We start from the raw sequence: 21,242 nt of genomic DNA on the forward strand, positions 1-21,242 counted from the left end.
CCGGGATCAGCTCCCGCCGGTCGGCACTTCGGGGATCGGTGTGGTATCCGGGAAGCTCGGCAGCGGGCCGGTGAACGCGGGCAGGGCGGCGAAACGCGGGTCCACACCGGCGGTTCGGCAGGTGTGGGTGAGCCAGCGGCGGGCGCGGCTGAGCGGATGGTCGGGGAATTCCGCATCCCACCGCGGGTCGTCGGCGGCGCTGTAGGGCAGCGCCGCGGTGACCTCGGGTGCATAGGGGTGCGGCGGGTACATGTGCTCTAATCCGATGCGGTCGGCCAGAATTGCCTCGCGAACCCCGGTCGGTCCGGCTTCGGGGCACAGCAGCGTCAGCGCGGCACTGCACTGGGTGCGGGGCACGACGAACGAGGCCGCGAACACCAGTCCGGCCGACTGATTGGGCAGCGGGTATTTCTCCAAGCGCAGCAATGCGGGCAGCCCCCCGAACCCGACCACGTGCGCCTCGATCAATCCGCCTGTCTCCGCACGGGATTCGGTCAATCGTCGGCGCAACGTGGTCAGCTCGTCGAGCGGGGCGGGTAGGTCGGGGACCAGATCGTAGTAACTCGAGGTGAGCATGTCCCCGGTGTCCGGGTGCTGCCAGGCATCCTCGCGAACCTGCTGGAAGCCACTGGTATCGAACGTAATCGGCACCGGGCTCACGCTACCCGGCCGGGAATACCCCTGATGCCCGGCATGGCATACCCCCAGTACCCGACATGGCATACCCCCAGTACCCGGCATGGCATACCCCCGGTACCCGGCATGGCATCCCCCCAGTACCCGGCATGCTTTTCGCCGGGTCAGTGCGGGCGGATATTGCGGTTGTGACGGAACAGGTTGGCCGGGTCGTAGGTGGATTTGAGGGCGGACAGGCGGGCGTAGGTGTCGGCGGTGTAGCCGCCGCGGGTCTGGTCCTCGTCGGCCCAGTCGCCGGCACCGTAGAGGAAGTTGAGGTTGTGGCCGATGGTCCAGGGGGACAGGGTCTTTCGGATCAGGTCGTGGTGGTCGCGGACCTCGGTGCCGACGGTGTCGGGCCGGGTGATGAAGCGGGCGATGTATTCGGCCTCGCGGTGGTCGATGGCGGCACCGGACGGTCCGGGACGGCGGAGCGCGCCGCCCAGGTGACGAAATCCGGCGACCACCGAGATCGGTGCGTCGGGGCCGGTGGTGTCCAGGAAGGCTTGTGCCGCATCGGCTGTCAGGTCGGACAGCAGGGCGTTGGTCGCGGTGTAGGCGTGCGGGAAGTCCGGATCACGGTAGATGGCATGGGTTTCGGAGTAGGGCATGACGCGCAGATCGTCGCGCAGGCGGGTCCCGACGCTGCGCAGCGGTTCGACCAGGCGCTCACCGTCCTCGGCTGACCCGGTGTAGGCGATATTGACGGTGGCGATGTAGCGGCCGCGCAACGGTTCCGGGATCGCCGGGACGTCGGGCATGGTCATGATGGTGATGGCCGAGGTCATCTCCTCGGGCACGTCGCGGGTCCACAACCGCCAGGCCTCCAGCGCCGGTTCCACCAGCGCGGTGTCGAAGGTCAGTTGCCCGCCGTAGACCGAGGCGATCGGGAACAGATCGATCTCCAGCGCGGTGACCACCCCGAAGTTGCCGCCGCTGCCGAGGACCGCGCCGAACAGGTCGTCACCGGGTTCCAGGCGGCGCAGCCGGCCGTCGGCGGTGACCAATTCGATCGCCCGGACGTGGTCGGCAGCGTAGCCGAGGGTGCGGGCCAGGATGCCGAGGCCGCCGCCGAGGTGGTAGCCGACCATGCCGACCGACAGGGAGGAGCCGTTCAGCGGCGCCAGGCCGTGCGGGACCGCCGCGTCGATCAGCGCCCCGGCCTGGACACCGGCCGCCACCCGCGCGGTGCGCGCGGCCGGGTCGACCGTCACCTCGGTCATACGCCGCGTGCTGATCAGCACGCCGCCCTCGACCGGCACCGACAGGCCGTGACCGGTGGCCTGCACCGCGAGCGGAAGTCCCTGGCGCGCGGCGTATTCCACGGCGGCGCGAACGTCCTCGGCGTGCCGGGCGCCGACCACCAGGGCCGGGCGGTGCGTGTAGGCGGTCTGGAAGCCGGCCACCTCGGCGTCGTAACCGTCGTCGCCGGGGCGGAAGACGGGGCCGGTGACGGAGGGGAAGTCGGTGTTCGTCATGCCATTCACGATTCCGCGGGCGGAACCAGAAGTAAAACAGATAGATCTTCTACTAGATAGAATTGATAGTTATGGAGCTGCGGCAGTTGCGGTACTTCGTCACCGTGGTCGAGGAGGCCAACTTCACCCGCGCGGCGGCACGGCTGCATCTGGCCCAGCCAGGACTGTCGGCGCAGATCCGGCAGTTGGAGCGCGAGCTGGGGCAACCACTGCTGGACCGCTCGGGGCGCACGGTCACTCCGACGGCCGCCGGTGCGGCGGTGCTGCCCCATGCCCGGGCCGCACTCGCGGCGGCCGAACGGGTGCGCGAGACCGTCGACGAATTCACCGGCCTGCTGCGCGGCCATATCCGGATCGGGACCATATCCGGCGTGTCCACCGGCGAATTCGACATCGCCACCGTGCTGGCCGACTTCCACGACGACCATCCGCAGGTCGAAATCACCCTCACCGAAGCAAGTTCCGACGCCATGCTGGACGGCCTGAACCGCGGCGAACTCGACATCGCGCTGATCGGCCTCACCGGTCGGCCCCTGGATCCCCACATCGGCATCGACGTGATGCTCGACATCCCGATCGTCGCCGCGGTCGCCGCCGACAACCCGGATCCGCGGGGGCAGATCGCGGTGGCCGAGTTGCGCGACCGGCCGCTGATCTGCCTGACCCGCGGCACCGGCGTCCGCGGCCTGCTCGAACGCAGCTGCGCGGCAGCCGGTTTCGAGCCCTACGTCGCCTTCGAGGCCGCCGCTCCCCCGCTGCTGCTGCGCCTGGCCGCCCGCGGCCTCGGCACGGCCGTGGTCCCGGCCCTCACCCCGGCCGAGGCCGCCGCCTTCGGCGTCCGCACCCTGCCCATCGTCGAGCCGGAACTCCACGGCCGCCTCGCCTTCGCTTGGCGCACCGACCGACTCACCTCCCCCGCCGCGAAAGTGCTCCTGGGCCAACTCCGCATCGCCCTGGCCCGCCGAAAGCCCTCCCAGAGAGGGGCTTACGGCGGGCAGGACTGATGCGCAGGGGACACGTCAGAGGATCCGCGACAGGAAGGTCTTGGTGCGGTCGTGCTGCGGATTGGCCAGTAGCTCGCGGGGGTTGCCCGCCTCGACCACCACGCCGCCGTCCATGAACACCAGCTGATCGGCGACCTCGCGGGCGAACCCCATCTCGTGAGTGACCACGACCATGGTCATACCGGAGGAGGCCAGCTCGCGCATCACGCCCAGCACCTCGCCGACGAGCTCCGGGTCCAGCGCGGAGGTGGGCTCGTCGAACAGCATCAGCTTCGGCTCCATCGCCAGGGCGCGGGCAATGGCGACCCGCTGCTGCTGGCCACCGGACAGCTGGGCCGGATAGGCTTCGGCCTTGTCCGCCAAGCCGACTCGGTCCAGCAGCTCCTTGGCCCGGGCGAGTGCGTCCTGCTTGCGGACCCTCTTCACCTGGGTGGGCGCCTCGATGACGTTCTCGATCGCGGTGCGATGCGGGAACAGGTTGAAGTGCTGGAACACCATGCCGATGTCGCGGCGCTGGGCCGCGGCCTGCTTCGGGCTCAATTCGTAGAGCTTGCCGCCCCTTTCGCGATACCCGATCAGTTCGCCGTCCACGTACAGTCGGCCGGCGTTGACCTGTTCCAGGTGGTTGATGCAGCGCAGGAAGGTCGACTTGCCCGACCCGGACGGGCCGACCAGGCACATCACCTCCCCGCGCGCGACCTCCAGCGAGATGCCCTTGAGCACCTGGAGCGCACCGAAGTTCTTGCACACCTGATCGGCGCGGATCATCGGGGTCGTGCTGTCGGTGACCGTCGATGCGGCCGAAGTACTTGCCGCAGTGCTCATTTGCCCACCTCCGAGACCTGGGCATCGGCCAGTGCCCGCAGCTGCTTGCTGGTCAGCTGCCGGCTCATGCCGCGGGAGTAGTACCGCTCCAGATAATATTGCCCGACCATCAGCACACTGGTGACCACCAGGTACCACGTGGCGGCGACCAGCAGCAGCGGAATCGGCTGCAGGTTGACCGCATAGATGTCACGGGCACGTCCGAAGACGTCGGTGGTCAAGGGGATCGCCGCCACCAGCGAGGTGGTCTTCAGCATGCTGATCAGCTCGTTGCCGGTCGGCGGGATGATCACCCGCATCGCCTGCGGCAGCACCGTGCGGCGCATCGTCTGCCCCCACGACATCCCCAGCGCCACCGACGCCTCCCGCTGGCCCTCACCCACGGAAGTGATTCCGGCGCGGACGATCTCGGCCATGTAGGCGGCCTCGTTGAGACCCAGGCCGATCACCGCGAACAGGAACCAATTGCGGAGGTTCTGGATATCCAGCTGCACCAGCTGCGGGCCGAAGGGAACGCCCAGAATGATGACCTTGTACAGCGAGGGGAACAGACCCCAGAAGGTCAACTGCACGAAAATGGGAGTGCCGCGGAAGATCCACAGGTACACCCAGGCCACCGACCGCAGCACCGGATTCGGCGACAGTCGCATCACCGCCAGCACCACGCCCAGCGCGACACCGATGGCCATGGCCAGCACGGTGAGTTCCAGGGTCACCAGGACGCCGGATTCGATCCGTGAGTCGAACAGGTACTTCCAATAGGTGTCCCACCCGTAGGCCTTGTTGGTGGCCGCACCGTAGAGGAACAGCGCCAGCAGTACGAGAATGATCGCCGCGGCGATCCACCGGCCCGGATGCCGCAGCGGCACCGCCTTGATCGGCGCCGGGTCGGTGGCCGAATCTCGCTCACTCACCGCCGTCAGCCCACCGCACCGTTGATCGTGGCCTTGGTGATGGCCCCCTCCTCGACACCCCAGTTCTCCGCGATCTTGCGGTACTCACCGGAGTCCATCAGGTGCTGAAGGGCCTCCTGCAGCACCGCCGCCAGCGGGGAGCCCTTCTTCACCGGCCAACCGTAGGGCTGGGATTGGAACAGCGGACCGGCCGGCTCGAGCTTGTCCTTGTTCTGTTTGATCGCGTACGCCGTCACCGGGGAGTCCGCCGACATGGCGTCGACCTGGCCGAGCACCAGGGCCGTCGCCGCGGCGCTCTGCTCGTCGAAGGGCATGATGCTGATCGCGGGCTTTCCCTCCGCCTCGCACTTCTTGCTCTTGGCGGGCACCTCCTCGGTCTCCTCGATGGTGGTGCGCTGCACGGCGACTCGCTTACCGCAGGCGTTGTTCGGGTCGACCGGCTTGCCCTTCTGCTGAGCCCACTGGATGCCGGCGCTGAAGTAGTTGACGAAGTCGGCAGCGCCCTCGCGCTCCTTCGTGTCAGTCATCGAGGACATGCCGACGTCGTAGGTGCCGGCGTCGACCCCGGGGATGATCTTCTCGAATCCCGATTCCTGATACTCGGCCCGCACGCCCAGCACGGAGGCCACCGCATCCATCAGATCGACGTCGTAGCCGACGATCCTGCCGTCGGCGTCCTTGTACTCATTGGGCTGATAGGGGACGTTGACCGCGACCACCAACTTGCCCGACTGCTTGATCTTCTCCGGGAGTTTCGCGGCGATCGAATCGACCTTCTCGACCTTGACCTTCTCCACCGTAGGAGCATTGTCCTCGGTGTTCTTGGTACAGCCCGCTAACACCAGCGCTCCACCGGCAATGACACACGCGGCCCGCAGGACATACCCGCGGGCGCCGGATCGAACAGACACAGCAGCCCTCCATGTTTGGGTGGGCGACATCCGGGCGTCGCCCGCCGTTCGAAATTTAGGCGATTCGGACCGACTGTGCCGGTCGGTTACCGAAGGTTAATCCGCGCCGGGTCGGCGCGTGGCCCATACACGCCGAGTTCGGCACCCTATCACCACCGCGTCACCCGGGCGCACACCTGTTCGGTGAACTCGGTGGTCGACGCCAGACCACCCAGGTCCGCCGTTGCCACTCCGGCCGCGAGCGTCGCGCCGATCGCACGCTCGATGCGATCGGCGGCGCGGCGGAATGCGTCGTCGGCGCGGCGAGATCCCAGCCAGCGCAGCAGCATCGCCGACGACAGTTGCACCGCCGCGGGATTCGCGCGGTTGTGCCCGGCCAGCGCGGGGGCGGCGCCGTGCACGGCCTGTGCCATCGCCTGGGTCGCCGAGCAGTTCAGCGAGGCGGCCAGACCGAGGGAACCGCTCAGCTCACCGGCGAGATCGGAGAGGATGTCGCCGAACAGGTTCTCGGTGACCAGGACGTCGTAATCGGCGGCGGCACGCACCAGATGGGCCGCGGCGGCGTCGACGTGCTCGTCGTCGACCGCCAGCCCCGGATAGTCGCGGGCGACCTCGTAACACACGTCACGGAACAGGCCCATGGTCAAGGGCAGCACGTTCGCCTTGTGCACGATCGTCAGCCGCTTGCGGCGGGTTGCGGCGAGCCGGCACGCCTCGTGGGCGATGCGCTCGCAGGCCGCGCGTGTCACCACCCCTACCGACAGCGCCACGTCCGCGGTGGGCCGGAACTCCCCGGATCCGGCGGCCATATTGCGGTCGGCGTAGAAGCCCTCGCTGTTCTCGCGAACGATCACCAGATCCATCTCGGGCGCGGTCGCCCGGACACCCGGGAATGCGCGGGCCGGGCGGATATTGGCGTACAGGCCGAACCGCTTGCGGATCGCGCCGCCCGGCGGGGTGCCCGTGCGGTGCTCGGGGGCGTAGGAGACGTTGTCGTGCGGGCCGAGGATCCAGGCGTCGAGGTCGGCCAGCGCATCCAGCGTGGACTCCGGTAGGGGGTCACCGTGTGCGGCGATGGCCGTGTGCCCCATCGCCAGCGGTATCCAGTCGATCGGGTCGGCACCGGCCGCGGCGAGTGCGTCGTCGACCACCGCGCGGGCGGCGCGCACCACCTCGGGGCCGATTCCGTCGCCCTCGATCAGACCCAGCCGCACCTTCTCGTTCACTCCCCTATCCTGGACGGTCCGGTTCGCGGGGGATGCGCGGGGCTCGGTGCGAGACGACGGAACGCGGCACGGACGCGGCCGGGACCGCGTATGTTTGCCAAGATCATGGTGCAGTCGGTCGAATTGGTGTTGGACGAGGCGGCCGAGGCGGAGATCCGCAGGCAGTGGCGGCTGCTGGCCGAGGCGGGTGTGCACAGCCCCGCCGCCGATCATCGGCCGCACATCACCCTCGCGGTGGCTCGTCAGATCTGGCCCCGACTCGACAGTGTCCTTGCCGCACAGGAATTCCGGCCGCTGCCCGTCCGGCTCGGTGGGCTGGTGGTGTTCGGGGCGCGCAATCCGATCCTGGTCCGGCTGGTAGTGCCGACGGAATCGCTGCTGGACCTGCAGCGACGGATCTTCTCGGTGATCGCGCGCTGCCCGGGCGTACCGGCCAATATCCAGCCCGACGCCTGGACCCCGCATGTGACGCTGGCGCGGCGGTTACGGCCTCAGCAACTGGGGGAGGCGATTCATGCTGTGGCCGCCGATCGCGACTTCCCGGCCACGGTCGAAGGTATCCGGCGGTGGGACGGCGACCGGCGTGTGGAGTGGGCGATTTCGCCCTGAACGGTATCGAAACTATGTTCGAATCGATGTACGCTGCCGGGCATGAAGATGAGTCGGCTCGAATGGGCGAAAATGAATCTGGAGCAGGTGCGTTCTCAACTGCTCGATGCTGCGGCCTTCGGGAAGTATCTGCCTCCCGAGCAACTGGAGAAGGCGGCGGCCAAGATCACCGAGGGGACGCGGGTCTTCGTGGAGCTGGTCGAGGACCGTTCACGCGGATAGGGGTCGTTGCGGGAGTGCACCACCCCTGACCGGGGCCTCCTGGCGCTTACACGGCTACGGTGGTGGGTATCCGGCGATGGGACGGCGATCAGCGGCGCGCGTGCCGGTCGCCCGCGGAACCGGAAGATAACCGAGGTGTGCGACGTTGCACCGAAGCACAACCAACGAGAGGATCCCATGGCCACCCAGACTCTGACCGAGCAGAACTTCGACGAGATCGTCACCGGTAACGACATCGTGCTGGTCGATTTCTGGGCCGATTGGTGCGGCCCGTGCAAGTCCTTCGCGCCCACCTTCGAGGCGTCGTCGGAGAAGCACCCCGACGTCGTGCACGGGAAGGTCGACACCGAGGCCCAGCAGGGCCTGGCCGCGGCGGCGAATATTCGCTCGATCCCGACCATCATGGCTTTCAAGGAGGGCGTGCTCGTCTTCGCCCAGCCCGGTGCCCTTCCCCCGGCCGCCCTGGAAGACCTGGTCTCCCAGGTGAAGGCCCTCGACATGGACGAGGTCCGCAAGCAGCTCGCCGAACAGCAGCAGAGCTGAGCTGACTCTAACCAACGACGAAGCGCCGCATCATGTTTCGTGGTGCGGCGTTGCTATTGACCCCGCACCTCCGGCGCCAGGGCGCCTACGGTGCGGGGATGCGGGAGGCCGGGCGCCACAAGAGAGGGTCACCCGGTGCTTGGGCACTGGAGAGCCCGCACCCCTCAGGTCCCCGCGGCCACGCCCCCTTGCATCTCCGCGCCTGCGCCCCCTTGCATCTCCGCGCCTGCGCCCCCTTGCATCTCCGCGCCGGAGGCGCCCTGGCGTCAGCACCCTCTTACGTCCCCGCCCCCTCGGATCCCCGCGTCCACGCCCGATATATTCCCGCGCCCGCGGCCCTGCATACGCCCCGCGCCTCTTTGCATCCCCGCACCTGCGCCTCTTTGCATGCCCGCGCCTGCGCCTCTTTGCATGCCCGCGCCTGCGCCTCCCTGCATCCCCGCACCGGAGGCGCCTTGGCGCCGGAGGTGCGGGGTCAGCCGAGTTGGTTGATGCCCGCGATCATGGCGCGGACGGTGGACTCCGCGCCGTCGTTGGCGATGGCGGCGCCCCAGCCGCGGCGGCCGTTGGATTCGCATTGGACGAAGGTGGCGGTGCCGGCGGGGGTGCGGCGCTGGTGGAATTGCAGGATCTCGACCGAATAGCCCTCCTCGTAGAGGGCCGAGGTCAGGGCCGCGACGGGGCTGCCGGCGGCGACCACGGTCCGCAGGTGGCCGGCGAACTCCAGCGTCGCCGTGTACGTCGCGGACGGGTGGCGCTGGCCGGCCGGTGCCCACTCGCTGAGCTTGACCGGACCGGTGGGGCCGCAGTAGCGGTCGTAGAACTCGGCAGGGCTCAGCCCGGCGCATTCGGTCCGCAGACCCTTGGGCGCGGCCGAGATGAAGGCGTGTGTGTCGATGGTGATCGTCATTGAACTAGGTCTTCCCGAAGCCTTGTCGTCTCTGGTGACAGAAAGGGGACCAGCGCAAGCAATCTGTACGGCCGCAGCGAGGGGGCCGGTCCGAATCAGACCCCGCTACGGCGGCGTACTACGAGAATTCGACCAATAGCCACAATCGCGGTCAGCGAAAGGAGCGCAGCGCGGTCGCGGTCGGCGACATTCAGCGCGGCGCTGTGGCTAGCGGCGGGTTTCGGCACGGGAACGAGAATATGGACTCCGCACCCCGAAGGCAACCATATTCCCCGGTAACCCACGAGTAACTTCGTCACAATCGTCCGTAAACGGCATGCGAACGACCGATGACCTGCTAGGCAAATCAGCAAGAGTGGGGATATCCCCTGTTCAGAGCTACGCCGCCACATCTGGGCAAATCTGTAGAAAACCGGAACTCGTGTCCGTTTTGTGCCACTCTCAGCAGTACCAGCCACCGTGGGCAAGACCCGAGACCCGGGAGACCGCGATGACCGACGCAACCGCCCAGAACGCGATCAATCACCTACTCGGCTGCCACCGCCGCTGCACCCATCAGATCCGGGAGTCCCTCGACCGGGGCGGCGAGCACGCCACCGCGCACCACATCCAAACCCTCACCGACTGTGCCGACCTGTGCCGGCTCACCGGCGATCTACTCGACCGCCGCTCGGAATGGAACCTCCCACTGTGCGAACTGACCATCCGCGTGTGCACCGACACCGCCGAACGCTGCGACCGCCTCGGCGAAACGGCCTGCGCCACGGTCTGCCGCGCCACCGCCGCGGCCTGCACCCTCTACACCGACCAGATCCGCCAGGCCACCGAGGGCGCCCTCCTACACGACGACGAGTGGCTACACAGCTGATACCAGCAGTCCTTACGGCAGAACCGGTTTGCGCCACACCAGTAGGTAGCGCCAGAAGACCAGTCTGCGGATCTGTGCGCCCGGCAGTAGAGGCCGGGCCTGCTGCCTCACCTGGTCGGTGGTCAGGGGCGGGTCGAGGAATACCGGCATCGCCTCATGGGTTGGTGCGAGGCCGTGCCAGCGGCCGTCGGTGAATCTGCGCAGGGCGAGGAATACCGCGCCGAACAGTCGATGTCCGGCCGCCGCCGCGACTTCGACGGGGAGTTCGCGTGGCAGATCCGTGCGCGGCAACGCCACCGCGGCCAGCACCCCGCCCGGGCGGAGAGCATCGGCCAGTTTCGGTAGGGCGCGATCGAGCGGCATGTGATGCAGGGCGCTCACCGAGAGGATGGCGTCGTACTCGCGTTCGGGCAGCGGTGTCTCCAGCACATCGGCGAGGGTGCAGGTGACGGTGGGCGGCGCGATCAGCCGGGCCGCGTCGATCATCTCCGGCGACCGGTCGACGGCATCGACGTGCCCGGCGTATCGCGCCAGTTTCACCGCGAAAGCGCCGGCGCCACAACCGACATCGAGAACCCGCCGGGGTGCCGGCGGTAGCTGCCGCAGCAGCAGCCGGTGGTAGTAGGCGTTGTGATCCCAGTCCAGCGCACTCATCGCAGCCAGTCTGCCAGCAAATGCCTTGTGCCCCGCCGATGCCCACAGAACCGAGCGGAGGACCGATGAATTCCTGGCGCGGAGGGCGTCCTGATCGGTATGACGACCCATACCCTCGTGACCCCCGAGGCCGATCTCGCCTACGACGTGCACGGCCCGCTGCCCACCGCCGACGGGCGGCCGCCGCTGTTGCTGATCGGCCACCCGATGGACGCCAGCGGGTTCCGCGCGTTGACCACGCAACTCCCCGATCGCACCGTGATCACCTACGACCCGCGCGGCCTCGGCCGCAGCACGCGCAAGGACGGCCGGGTCGACTTCTCGCCGACGGTGCTGGCGGACGACCTGCACGCCCTGATCGCGGCGATCGATGCCGGTCCGGTCGAGATCTTCGCCAGCAGCGGCGGCGCGATCGTCGCCCTCGCCCTCGTCACCGCCCATCCCGGCGACGTGACCACGCTGGTGGCGCACGAACCGCCGCTCATCTCGGTGCTCCCCGACGCCGCTGCCGCCGAACGCGCCCGCGCCGGTTTCCGGGATGCCTACGAGGCCAAGGGCTTCGGCGCCGGTATGGCCGCATTCATCGCCATGACGTCCTGGGAGGGCGAGTACACCGACGAGTACTTCGCCCAGCCCGCACCCGATCCCGCGCAGTTCGGAATGCCCACCGAGGACGACGGTTCCCGCGACGACCCGCTGCTGTCGGACCGGTCCTTCCCGGTCAGCGGCTACCGCCCCGATATCGCCGCCCTCACCGCCGCACCGACCCGCATCGTGATCGCCGTCGGGGAGGAGACGGGCAACACCTTCACCGGCCGCACCTCCGCGGCCATCGCCGATCTGCTCGGCCGGAAACCCACCGTCTTCCCGAGCCACCACGGCGGCTTCATGGACGGCGAATTCGGCTACGCGGGCCAGCCCGAAGCCTTCGCCCGCACACTGCGCGAGGTCCTCGCCGCTACCGAGTGATGCGCGAGGTCAGTGGGCCGCGGCGTCCCAGCTGCGGCCCACGCCGACGGAGACCTCGAGGGGCACCGAGAGGTCGATGGCGCTCGCCATATTCTCGCGGGCAAGGGTTTCCAGTGCCTCGCGTTCGCCGGGGGCCACCTCGAAGACGAGTTCGTCGTGGATCTGCAGGAGCATGCGCGATTTCAGGCCGGCGGCGTGCACGGCGCGTTGCACGTTGATCATGGCGACCTTGATGATGTCGGCGGCGGTGCCCTGGATGGGGGCGTTGAGGGCCATGCGTTCGGCGGCCTCGCGGCGCTGACGGTTACTGGAGTCCAGGTCGGGCAGATAGCGACGGCGGCCGAACAGGGTTTCGGTGTAGCCGACCTTGCGGGCCTGATCCACCGCATCGCGCAGGTAGTCGCGGATGTTGCCGAATCGGTTGAAGTACACCTCCATCTGGGCCTTGGCCTCCTCGGCGCTGATCTTCAGCTGCTGAGAAAGTCCGTAGGCCGACAGACCGTAGGCCAGGCCGTAGGACATGGCCTTGATGCGGCGGCGCATCTCCGGGGTCACCTCGGCGATCGGGATGTCGAACGCCTTGGACGCGACGAAACTGTGCAGGTCCTCGCCGGAGTTGAAGGCCTCGATCAGGTTCGCGTCCTTGGACAGATGCGCCATGATCCGCATCTCGATCTGGCTGTAGTCGGCGGTCATCAGCGATTCGTAGCCGGAACCGACGACGAAGGTGTCGCGGATGCGGCGGCCGGTATCGGTGCGGATCGGAATGTTCTGCAGGTTCGGCTCGGTCGACGAGAGCCGCCCGGTGGCCGCGATGGTCTGGTTGAAGGTGGTGTGGATGCGGCCGTCGTCGGCGACCGACTTCAGCAGGCCGTCCACGGTCACCTTCAGCCGGGTCGCATCGCGGTGCGCGAGCAGATGTTCCAGGAACGGATGCTGGGTCTTCTCGAACAGCGACTCGAGCGCGTCGGCATCGGTGGTGTAGCCGGTCTTGGTGCGCTTGGTCTTGGGCATGTCGAGCTCGTCGAACAGCACCACCTGCAGCTGCTTGGGCGAGCCGAGGTTGATCTGCTTGCCGATCACCTCATAGGCGGCGTTGGCGGCGTCGGCGACCCGGTCGGCGAATTCGGATTGCAGCTGCTCCAATTCGTCGACGTCGACGGCGATCCCCGCCTCCTCCAGCTCCGCCAGCACAGCCAGCAGCGGCAGTTCCATATCGGTGAGCAGGGTGGTCGACTCGATGCCCTGCAGTTCGGCGTCGAAGGCGTTGGCGAGATCGAAAACCGCACGGGCGCGCAGCATCTCGGCCTGCGCGATCTCGGCGTCCACCTGCTCGGAGTCGTCCAGCAGCGACAGCTGAGCGTCCTCGGCGGTCTCCACGCGCAGTTCCCGCGACAGGTAGCGCAGTGACAGATCGTCGAGGTTGAAGGTGCGCTGTCCGGGCCGGACCAGATATGCCGCCAGCGCCGTGTCGCTGGTGAGCCCGCCCAGCGTCCAGCCGCGACCGCGCAGGGCGTGCATGGCGGACTTGGCCTCGTGCACCGCCTTCGGCGTCGCCGGGTCGGCCAGCCAGGCGCCCAGCGCCTTCTCGTCCTCCGGGGTGAGCCCGACGGTATCGAAGTAGCCGCCCTCACCGTCGGCGGCGGCGATCGCGATCGCCTTCACGTCCCCGTGCACCGGGGTGCCGGTGCCCACCACCGAAATGCCGTGGCGCACGCCTGCTTTCGCATGTTCGGCGAGCCAGTCCGCGACCCCGCCGGGTTCGACCGCGCCGCCGCTGATCTCGAAGCCGCCCTCGGCCTCCGGTTCCGGGGGCGCGAGAGTCTCGAACAGCCGGTCGCGCAGCACCCGGAATTCCAGATCGTCGAACAGCCGGTGGATCTTGTCGCGGTCCCACGGCTGCTGGGCGAGTTGTTCGGGGGTGTAGGGCAGCGGGACGTCCTTGACCATCTCGGTCAGCTGCCGGTTGAGCACCACGCTGGACAGGTTGGCGCGCAACGCATCGCCGACCTTGCCCTTCACCTGGTCGACCCGGTCCACGAGGGTGGCCAGATCGCCGAATTCGCGCACCCACTTGGCGGCGGTCTTCTCCCCCACGCCGGGGATGCCCGGCAGGTTGTCGCTCGGGTCGCCGCGCAGCGCCGCGAAATCCGGGTACTGGGCGGGGGTGAGCCCGTACTTCTCCTCGACCGCTGCCGGGGTGAACCGGGTGAGCTCCGAGACACCCTTGCGTGGGTACAGCACCGTCACGTCGTTGTTGACCAGCTGGATGGAGTCCCGGTCGCCGGTGACGATCAGCACCCGGAACCCTTGCGGCACAGCCTGGGTCGCCAGGGTGGCGATGATGTCGTCGGCCTCGTACCCCTCGAGCGCCATCACCGGGATGCCGAGCGCACCCAGCACCTCCTGAGTGATCTCCACCTGCCCGCGGAATTCGTCGGGGGTGGTGATGCGGTTGGCCTTGTATTCCGGATACGCCTCGGTGCGGAAGGTCTTGCGGTTGACGTCGAAGGCCGCCGCCACATGGGTGGGCTTCTCGTCGCGCAGCAGGTTGATCAGCATCGCGGTGAACCCGTACACCGCGTTCGTGGTCTGCCCGGTGACGGTTTTGAAATTCTCCGCGGGCAGCGCGTAGAACGCGCGATAGGCGAGCGAATGCCCGTCCAGCAGCAAAAGGGTGGGCCGTTCCTTGGACTCTCCCTGGGCCGCTGCGGACACACTGCTCGGACGCTGGTCGGTGGTCGCTGGGGTCACGGCAGAGAGTCTATGTACAGCCACCGACAAGCCGTGACCCCGCACCTCCGGCGCCGGGGCGCCTCCGGTGCGGGGATGCAAGATGCAGCGCGAGCGATGCGGGGATGCGCGACGCCACGACGCGGAGATGCGCGACGCCAGCGATGCAGAATGCATGATGCAGTGCTAGCGATGCGGATGTGCGGCGCTAGCGACGCGGGAATGCACGAATCTGCGCTGGCGATCAAGAGACGCATGACGCGCCGCTAGCGACGCGGAGATGCGCGATGCACCGCTAGCGAATACCCACGACGCACTGGCCAGCGGTACAGGGGACACACAATGCACCGCTAGCGATGCAAGGGTGCAGCGCTAGCGGTGCGGGATGTGCGGTGCTAGTCGATCGGGGCGGTCAGGTCGTAGATCGCTACCGTGCCGATTCGGGTCATTCGGAAGTGGGTGCTCACCCAGTCGGCGATGTCGCGGTGACCGGCGGCGATCCATGGGTGGTTCAGTAGCGGGGCGCTCTTGTCGACGCGCCACGCGGGCGGGAGGTGCTGTTCCTGGGCCAGGTAGTAGGTCACCTGGTGGGTGTGGACCAGGTCCTGGAACTGGGCGAGCGTGGGTGTGGGGTCAACGGTGGCGAAGCCGCCGATGGCGATTACGGGGGTGTCGCTGGCCAGTTCCACGGCCGCGGCCACCGAGGAGCGCTCCACCGCGGCCGACCACGTCGTGTTGCTGTGGCGCAGCATCTCCACGATGTGCGGATCGGTGAAGGCGGCGCCGTCGGCGAAGTTGCGCATCTGCCCGCGGATGAGGGCGGCGAATCCGGTCTCGCGCGGTGGCGGCGGACCCACGGCAGGGCTGCGGCCGGTGTGCTCCTGTGGCAGGGTGGCCGCGGCATAGGCGGTGGATCCGCCGAATCCGGCCACCAGGCCCACCACGAGCAGCACGGGCGTCGCGATCCGGCGCGCGGCGGCCGGAATCGGCAGCGCGGCGACGAGCAAGCCGAGCGCCGCGACCACCGCGACCGCGAGGACCACCCAGCGCAGCGTCGGCATCCAGTCCGCATTGCGTTGCAGCACAACGAAACTCCACACGCCTGTGACCGCGATCAACACCGCCGCGCCGACCCTGCCGAACGCCTCGTCGCGGCGCTGCCACACCTCGGCCACGCCCACGGCCAGCGACCCGGCCACCGCGGGCGCGATCGCCAGCGAGTAGTAGGCGTGCTCGGCGGAGTCCATCGCACTGAGCGCGGCGCCGACCAGGACCAGCCACAGCCCGAACACCAGACCGGCGGCGCGGACCTCGTCGGTGCGCGGCGCACGCCACCGCGAGACGACCACCAGCGCGAACGCCACCAGCGCGGCGGGCAGGAACCAGGAGATCTGGAAGCCGCTCTGCCCGGCGAACAGCCGGGCCGGTCCCGCCGAGCCGAAGTCGTTGAAGCTCTGCAGCAGCGACGAGGGCACCTGGTAGCCTGCCGGCAGCGGGAGCTGGCCGCTGGACTGCTGATGGCCGAGGAAGCGGCCGAACCCGTTGAAGCCCAGCACCAGATCCATGAACGTGTTGTCGGTCGAACCCGCGATGTACGGCCGCGACGAGGCGGGCCACAGCATGGTGAGCACCACGAACCAGCCCGACGACACGATCAGTGCCACCGCGGCCGCGATCAGGTGGGTGACGCGGGTGCGCAGCGCGACCGGCGCGGCGATCAGATAGGCGATGCCCAGCGCAGGCAGCACCATCAGTCCTTCCAGCATCTTCGCCAGGAACGCGAATCCGAGCGCGACCCCGGCCAGCGTGAGCCATCGCACGCTCGCGGTCGGCACCGCCCGGACCGTGCAGTACGCGGCCGCGGTCATCAGCAGCACCATGGCGGCGTCGGGGTGGTTGTACCGGAACATCAGCGCTACCACGGGCGTCACCGCCAGCACCGCACCCGCCAGCAGGCCCGCGGCCGCGTTACGGGTGGCGCGAGTCACCGCGGCATACAGCAATGCCACCGCCGCGACCGCCATGAGCGCCTGCGGAACCAACATGCTCGCACTGGAGAAACCGAACAGCCGGGCCGAAAGACCCATCACCCACAGCGACAGCGGCGGCTTGTCGACGGTGATGAAATTGGCCGGATCGACCGAGCCGAAGAGCAGCGCCTTCCAGTCCTGGGAACCGGACCAGACCGCGCCGGCGTAGAAATTGTTGGCCATCCCGTTGACGGTGATCCGCCACAGATAGGCCACCGCGGTGGCGATGAGCAGCACCGCGAGCCCCGCACGCGACCATGTGCGCGCGGGTTCGGGGGTCGGGGAGGGAGAGCTCGAGACGGCAGGAGTCTCGAGCCCGGGTTTCTCGGCAACAGCTGTTTCCACTTGGAAAAGTGTCGCAAGGGGTGCATACCCTCGCAACAGCTACCGGGTAGCGTTCATATCGTATTGGTCACACGTTCAACACGTTTACATTTCAGATCTGCGGTTTCGGGATACGGGGAGTCCGAATTGCGCCGAATGCCGGACTCCCCGCAAACCTCAGGCGACCCCGAGATAGGCCGACTTCACCGCCGGATCGGTGAGCAGCTCGCGGCCCCCGCCGGTCTTGACGACCTCCCCGGTCTCCAGGATGTAGGCGCGATCGCTGCGGGTCAGCGCCTGCTGGGCGTTCTGCTCGACCAGCAGCACCGTGGTGCCCTGTGCGTTGATCTCGCCGATGATGCGGAAGATCTGCTGGATCACCATCGGCGCCAGCCCCATCGACGGCTCGTCGAGCAGCAGCAGCTTCGGCCGGGCCATCAGGGCGCGGGCGATCGCGAGCATCTGCTGTTCACCGCCGGACAACGTGCCGCCGACCTGCTTGCGCCGCTCGGACAGCCGCGGAAACAGCTCGAACACCCACTCCAGGGTCTTGGCATACTCCGACCGTTCCTTGAACGGCCGGGCATGACAGCCCATATCGAGATTCTCCTGCACCGTCATACCGGGGAATACGCCGCGGCCCTCGGGCGCCTGGATGAGGCCCGCGACCACGCGTTCGTGCGCCTTCATCCGGGTGATGTCGTTGCCCTCGAATTGGATTCGGCCGCGGGTCAACGGCAGCAGGCCCGACAGGGCGCGCATGGTGGTGGTCTTGCCCGCGCCGTTGGCGCCCAGCAGCGTCACCAGCTCACCCTGCGCCACATGTAGCGAAATGCCGTGCAGCGCCTGGATTCTGCCGTAGTTGACGACCATATCCTCGATGGCCAGCAGCGGTTGTTCCCCGGGCCCCTCCCCCGGCTGCAACGGCACCGGTGCGGACGGGCGACCGCTCGGCTCCGGTTCGGCCTCCTCGACTTCGCGTGCGGCATCCGGGGTTTCGTCCCGGACCACGGTGAGCGGTTCGGCCTCCTCGCTCACCGTCTCCTCCTCGGTGGCCTGCTCATCCGGCACACCGAGGTAGGCGGCGATGACGGCCGGATCGTCGCGGATCTCGTCCGGCAGCCCGTCGGCGATCTTGCGGCCGAACTCGAGCACCACGATCCGATCGGTCACCCCCATGACCAGCCGCATATCGTGCTCGATGAGCAGCACCGTGAACCCGTCGTCGCGGATCTTGCGGATCAGATCCACCAGCGCCGCCTTCTCGCTCGGATTGAATCCGGCGGCGGGCTCGTCCAGGCACAGCAGCTTCGGCTCGGTCGCCAGCGCCCGGGCGATCTCCAGCCGCCGCTGATCGCCGTAGGAGAGGTTGCGCGCCTTCTCCACCGCCCGCGGCGCGATGCCCACGAACTCCAGCAGCGCCATGCCGCGCTCGATGGCATCGCGCTCCTCGCGCCGATGCCGCCCGGTGCGGAAGATGGCGCCCGGCACCGACGTTCGATGCCGCGCGTCGGTGCCGACCACCACGTTCTCCAGCGCGGTCATCTCGTTGAACAGCCGGATGTTCTGGAAGGTCCGGGCGATGCCGAGCCGGGTGATCTCGTTGCGCTTGGCCGTACGCAACGGCTCACCGTCGAAATACACCGTGCCCGCGGCCGGCCGGTACACACCGGTGATGGCGTTGAAGCAGGTGGTCTTGCCGGCTCCGTTCGGGCCGATCAGTCCGAGGATCTCGCCGCGGCGGATCTCGAAGCTCACCTGATCCAGCGCGGTGAGGCCACCGAACCGAACCGTCAACCCCTCCGTACGCAACAGCGGTGCGCCCACGGCGGTTTCGATCGCCCGGCTGGGCGCCACCACCTCCGCGACGGTCTCGGCGTCGGCCAGTTCGGGCAGCACCTCACTGACCTCGACCACGCCCGCGGTCTGCTCCGGCTGCGGTGCCTCGGCGTACCCGGCCGCCATATCTTCGTTGTCGAACAGCGCGCCGCCCGCGCCCGGCCCGGTCATCGGCTCGCTCCCGTCGCGCCGGCCACGGCCGGCTGTGGCGCCCGCCGCACCGCTCGATAGATCTGGCGCCCATAGGTCAGCAGTTGCTGCCGCACCGGGAACAGACCCTGCGGACGGAAGATCATCACCACCACCAGCGTGATACCGAAGAACAGATACTTGAAGTCGCCCAGCGACTGACCGGCCACATTCACCGACATGAACCGGTTCGGCAGGTACACGATCAGGAATGCGCCGACGATCACGCCGAGCTTGTTGCCCTGCCCGCCGAGCACCACCGCGCACAGGAACAGCATCGAGTTGATGACGTTGAACCCCACGGGGTTGATGAACTGCACCTGCCCCGCATACAGCGCACCCGACAGGCCACCGACCGCCGCGCCGATGGTGAAGGCCCACAGCTTGAACTTGAACGCCGGGACTCCCATCATCTCCGCGGCGTCCTCGTCCTCGCGGATGGCCACCCACGCGCGTCCGACCCGGCTGCGCTCCAGATTGCCGACCACCAGCAGCACCACGATCACCAGTGCCATACCGAGCCAGAACCACCAGGTGCCGGAGTTGGCCCGCTCCAACGGGTTCACCGCACTCGTGTCACCGAAGTTGCTGGAGGAGAAATAGCCCTCCGGATGGTCGGTGGATTCGCCGACATGCGGATAGGCGATGCGCGCGAGCCCCAGGCTGCCGTTGGTGATCTCGCCGAGATTGTCGGCCAGCAGGCGCACGATCTCGCCGAAGCCCAGCGTCACGATCGCCAAGTAGTCGCCGCGCAGCCGCAGCGTCGGTGTGCCGAGAATCAGACCCGAGATCGCGGTCATCATGATCGCGATCGGCACGCACGCCAGCCAGGCCCACTCGGAGTTCAGGAAGCCGCCATCGGTCTGATTCCACGGGCTGTTGGGGCTGGTGAGCAGGCCCACACTGTAGGCGCCGACCGCGTAGAAGCCGACGTACCCCAGGTCCAGCAGGCCCGCTTGGCCCACAACGACATTCAGGCCGATCGCCAGCAGCGCATACATCGCGAATTGGGCCATGACACCGCCGAAACTGGTGCCCGGGGTGTTCAGCAGGGGCGGCGGAAACAGCGGCAGCAGCGCCAGGGCGACGATTGCCGGGACGCCGACCGCCCACCGCATGGGCCGCGACAGCCCACCCCACCACGAGCGCAACGCATCTCCCACACCGTGCATCGGCCGGGTCGTCGCGTCGGAACGATTCGTCGAGGTCGTCATGCCCGTGCCCTCCCCAGGCTCTCGCCGAGGATGCCCGTCGGCCGGAACATCAGCACACCCACCAGGACCACGAAGGCCACCACGTCGCGCCACTGCGTGCCGAACAGGATCTGGCCGTAGTTCTCCACCAGGCCCAGCAGCAGACCGCCCAGCAACGCACCGCGCAGGTTGCCGATCCCCCCGAGCACCGCGGCGCTGAATGCCTTGATGCCCAGAATGAATCCGCCGGAATAGATGATGCCGTTGGGAATCTTGAGCGTGTAGAGCAGCGCGGCGGCACCGGCGAGCACACCGCCGATGAGGAACGTCAGCATGATGACTCGTTCCCGCGAGACCCCCATGAGAGTCGCGGTGTCCGGGTCCTGTGCCACCGCCCGGATGCCGCGCCCGAACTTGGTTTGATTGATGAGCGCCTCGGTGATGACCGCCAGGATCACCGCGGCCACGATGATCATCAGCGCCACATTGGTGACCGGCGCATCGAAGATGCTGAACTGATCGGTGGGCTGCACCAGGATGATGGGCTGCTGCGCATTGGTGCCGCCGAGCGTGGGATAGAACTTCGGCACCACGTAGTGCACGATCTCCTGCAGCACGAACGACATGCCGATGGCGGTGATCAGGAAGATCAGCGGTTTGGAGCCGCGCCGCCGCAACGGCCGATAGGCGACGCGTTCCAGACCGACCGCCGCGGCACCGGAGACCGCCATGCCGAACACCATCGCCACGGCGAGGAAGACCACGGTCAGAACGACGCCCTGCGCATAAACGTCACCACTGGGCGCGAAACCGAGCACCATCAAACCGACCAGCTGACCGAACAGGCCCAGCATGAATATTTCCGAATGGGCGAAATTGATCAACCGGAGCACGCCGTAGACCAGCGTGTAACCGACCGCCACCAAGGCATAGATGGAGCCATAGGTCAGGCCGTCCACCGATAAGCGCCAGAACTGGTCGACCACTCCGGATACGTTGAACTCGATGGACGCGGCTAATACGGTCGCATCGGCACCTGCGGGTAAAGACATTCGTAACTCTCGCCGTCGAGGAAACAGCGTGTGCCGGACGACCGCTGCCTACGCAGTTCATCGGAAATCCGGCA

At 68.0% G+C, this 21,242-nt stretch carries 19 protein-coding genes and 1 pseudogene; 6 read left to right on the forward strand and 14 right to left on the reverse strand.

Features of this window, described 5'->3' with window-relative positions; all coding sequences use genetic code 11:
* Positions 1–6: 6 nt before the first annotated feature.
* Entirely contained in the window at positions 7–651 is a 645-nt protein-coding gene (locus IU452_RS15910; RefSeq protein ID WP_195109843.1) for a hypothetical protein, read from the reverse strand.
* A 149-nt stretch (positions 652–800) separates the two neighbouring features.
* Complete coding sequence (locus IU452_RS15915) at positions 801–2,153, reverse strand: FAD-binding oxidoreductase (protein ID WP_195109844.1); 1,353 nt, start codon at positions 2,151–2,153, stop codon at positions 801–803.
* A gap of 71 nt (positions 2,154–2,224) precedes the next feature.
* Here IU452_RS15915 and IU452_RS15920 point away from each other — a divergent pair, with 71 nt between their 5' ends.
* Positions 2,225–3,157 carry a LysR family transcriptional regulator gene (locus IU452_RS15920; RefSeq protein ID WP_195109845.1) on the forward strand — a complete coding sequence of 311 codons (933 nt, stop codon included), beginning with the start codon at positions 2,225–2,227 and terminating at the stop codon, positions 3,155–3,157.
* A gap of 15 nt (positions 3,158–3,172) precedes the next feature.
* On the opposite strand, the gene IU452_RS15925 is transcribed toward IU452_RS15920, so the two are convergent.
* From IU452_RS15925 to IU452_RS15940, 4 genes are all read right to left on the reverse strand, one after another.
* A complete protein-coding gene (locus IU452_RS15925) occupies positions 3,173–3,982 on the reverse strand; it encodes an amino acid ABC transporter ATP-binding protein (RefSeq protein ID WP_324192647.1) in 810 nt (269 codons plus the stop codon).
* Positions 3,979–4,896, reverse strand: a complete 918-nt coding sequence (locus IU452_RS15930; RefSeq protein ID WP_416382328.1) for an amino acid ABC transporter permease — start codon at positions 4,894–4,896, stop codon at positions 3,979–3,981. Before IU452_RS15930 ends, IU452_RS15925 begins: the two co-directional genes overlap by 4 nt.
* Before the next feature lie 5 nt (positions 4,897–4,901).
* Complete coding sequence (locus IU452_RS15935) at positions 4,902–5,807, reverse strand: ABC transporter substrate-binding protein (protein ID WP_324192648.1); 906 nt, start codon at positions 5,805–5,807, stop codon at positions 4,902–4,904.
* A 149-nt stretch (positions 5,808–5,956) separates the two neighbouring features.
* Positions 5,957–7,033 (reverse strand): isocitrate/isopropylmalate dehydrogenase family protein, encoded by a 1,077-nt coding sequence (locus tag IU452_RS15940; protein WP_195109847.1) that lies wholly within the window; start codon positions 7,031–7,033, stop codon positions 5,957–5,959.
* 90 nt (positions 7,034–7,123) lie between these two features.
* Here IU452_RS15940 and IU452_RS15945 point away from each other — a divergent pair, with 90 nt between their 5' ends.
* The 3 genes from IU452_RS15945 to trxA all read left to right on the forward strand — a co-directional run bounded on the left by IU452_RS15945 (position 7,124) and on the right by trxA (position 8,407).
* Complete coding sequence (locus IU452_RS15945) at positions 7,124–7,642, forward strand: 2'-5' RNA ligase family protein (protein WP_324192649.1); 519 nt, start codon at positions 7,124–7,126, stop codon at positions 7,640–7,642.
* A 42-nt stretch (positions 7,643–7,684) separates the two neighbouring features.
* Positions 7,685–7,864 carry a DUF6374 family protein gene (locus IU452_RS15950; RefSeq protein WP_195109848.1) on the forward strand — a complete coding sequence of 60 codons (180 nt, stop codon included), beginning with the start codon at positions 7,685–7,687 and terminating at the stop codon, positions 7,862–7,864.
* A gap of 177 nt (positions 7,865–8,041) precedes the next feature.
* Positions 8,042–8,407, forward strand: coding sequence for a thioredoxin (trxA, locus tag IU452_RS15955; RefSeq protein WP_195109849.1), 366 nt, complete (start codon positions 8,042–8,044; stop codon positions 8,405–8,407).
* Positions 8,408–8,882: 475 nt separating this feature from the next.
* Here the strand turns inward: trxA and IU452_RS15960 are convergent, their stop codons facing one another.
* On the reverse strand, positions 8,883–9,317 hold the full coding sequence (locus IU452_RS15960) for an alpha-isopropylmalate synthase regulatory domain-containing protein (protein WP_195109850.1): 435 nt from the start codon (positions 9,315–9,317) through the stop codon (positions 8,883–8,885).
* 490 nt (positions 9,318–9,807) lie between these two features.
* Here IU452_RS15960 and IU452_RS15965 point away from each other — a divergent pair, with 490 nt between their 5' ends.
* Positions 9,808–10,185: a four-helix bundle copper-binding protein gene (locus tag IU452_RS15965; RefSeq protein WP_195109851.1), complete on the forward strand. Its 378-nt coding sequence runs from the start codon at positions 9,808–9,810 to the stop codon at positions 10,183–10,185.
* Between the two features lie 12 nt (positions 10,186–10,197).
* On the opposite strand, the gene IU452_RS15970 is transcribed toward IU452_RS15965, so the two are convergent.
* Positions 10,198–10,839, reverse strand: a complete 642-nt coding sequence (locus IU452_RS15970) for a class I SAM-dependent methyltransferase (RefSeq protein WP_195109852.1) — start codon at positions 10,837–10,839, stop codon at positions 10,198–10,200.
* A gap of 99 nt (positions 10,840–10,938) precedes the next feature.
* Between IU452_RS15970 and IU452_RS15975 the strand changes: the two genes are divergently transcribed.
* Positions 10,939–11,808: an alpha/beta fold hydrolase gene (locus tag IU452_RS15975; RefSeq protein WP_195109853.1), complete on the forward strand. Its 870-nt coding sequence runs from the start codon at positions 10,939–10,941 to the stop codon at positions 11,806–11,808.
* A gap of 9 nt (positions 11,809–11,817) precedes the next feature.
* Here IU452_RS15975 and polA read toward each other — a convergent pair whose 3' ends face one another.
* The 6 genes and pseudogenes from polA to IU452_RS16000 all read right to left on the reverse strand — a co-directional run bounded on the left by polA (position 11,818) and on the right by IU452_RS16000 (position 21,168).
* A complete protein-coding gene (polA, locus tag IU452_RS15980; RefSeq protein ID WP_195109854.1) occupies positions 11,818–14,562 on the reverse strand; it encodes a DNA polymerase I in 2,745 nt (914 codons plus the stop codon).
* A gap of 374 nt (positions 14,563–14,936) precedes the next feature.
* Entirely contained in the window at positions 14,937–16,916 is a 1,980-nt protein-coding gene (locus IU452_RS15985; RefSeq protein ID WP_195109855.1) for an ArnT family glycosyltransferase, read from the reverse strand.
* Positions 16,917–17,072: 156 nt separating this feature from the next.
* Complete coding sequence (locus IU452_RS38170) at positions 17,073–17,768, reverse strand: ABC transporter ATP-binding protein (RefSeq protein ID WP_228818058.1); 696 nt, start codon at positions 17,766–17,768, stop codon at positions 17,073–17,075.
* A gap of 225 nt (positions 17,769–17,993) precedes the next feature.
* Positions 17,994–18,905: pseudogene (locus IU452_RS38175) on the reverse strand (ABC transporter ATP-binding protein); the annotation flags it as partial.
* Complete coding sequence (locus IU452_RS15995) at positions 18,902–20,137, reverse strand: branched-chain amino acid ABC transporter permease (RefSeq protein WP_195109857.1); 1,236 nt, start codon at positions 20,135–20,137, stop codon at positions 18,902–18,904. The pseudogene IU452_RS38175 and the gene IU452_RS15995, both read right to left, overlap by 4 nt.
* Positions 20,134–21,168, reverse strand: coding sequence for a branched-chain amino acid ABC transporter permease (locus IU452_RS16000; protein WP_195109858.1), 1,035 nt, complete (start codon positions 21,166–21,168; stop codon positions 20,134–20,136). The genes IU452_RS15995 and IU452_RS16000 overlap by 4 nt, the downstream gene beginning before the upstream one ends.
* Positions 21,169–21,242 lie beyond the last annotated feature (74 nt).

The organism is Nocardia transvalensis (assembly GCF_015477765.1).
Taxonomy (GTDB): Bacteria; Actinomycetota; Actinomycetes; order Mycobacteriales; family Mycobacteriaceae; genus Nocardia; species Nocardia transvalensis_A.

Bases quoted from the DNA above. Each gene is read 5' to 3' on its own strand.
- IU452_RS15915 (WP_195109844.1), bottom strand. From the start codon at position 2,153: ATGACGAACACCGACTTCCCCTCCGTCACCGGCCCCGTCTTCCGCCCC.
- IU452_RS15920 (WP_195109845.1), top strand. From the start codon at position 2,225: ATGGAGCTGCGGCAGTTGCGGTACTTCGTCACCGTGGTCGAGGAGGCC.
- IU452_RS15925 (WP_324192647.1), bottom strand. From the start codon at position 3,982: ATGAGCACTGCGGCAAGTACTTCGGCCGCATCGACGGTCACCGACAGC.
- IU452_RS15945 (WP_324192649.1), top strand. From the start codon at position 7,124: ATGTTTGCCAAGATCATGGTGCAGTCGGTCGAATTGGTGTTGGACGAG.
- IU452_RS15950 (WP_195109848.1), top strand. From the start codon at position 7,685: ATGAAGATGAGTCGGCTCGAATGGGCGAAAATGAATCTGGAGCAGGTG.
- trxA (WP_195109849.1), top strand. From the start codon at position 8,042: ATGGCCACCCAGACTCTGACCGAGCAGAACTTCGACGAGATCGTCACC.
- IU452_RS15960 (WP_195109850.1), bottom strand. From the start codon at position 9,317: ATGACGATCACCATCGACACACACGCCTTCATCTCGGCCGCGCCCAAG.
- IU452_RS15965 (WP_195109851.1), top strand. From the start codon at position 9,808: ATGACCGACGCAACCGCCCAGAACGCGATCAATCACCTACTCGGCTGC.
- IU452_RS15970 (WP_195109852.1), bottom strand. From the start codon at position 10,839: ATGAGTGCGCTGGACTGGGATCACAACGCCTACTACCACCGGCTGCTG.
- IU452_RS15975 (WP_195109853.1), top strand. From the start codon at position 10,939: ATGACGACCCATACCCTCGTGACCCCCGAGGCCGATCTCGCCTACGAC.
- IU452_RS38170 (WP_228818058.1), bottom strand. From the start codon at position 17,768: ATGGTCGTCAACTACGGCAGAATCCAGGCGCTGCACGGCATTTCGCTA.
- IU452_RS15995 (WP_195109857.1), bottom strand. From the start codon at position 20,137: ATGACGACCTCGACGAATCGTTCCGACGCGACGACCCGGCCGATGCAC.
- IU452_RS16000 (WP_195109858.1), bottom strand. From the start codon at position 21,168: ATGTCTTTACCCGCAGGTGCCGATGCGACCGTATTAGCCGCGTCCATC.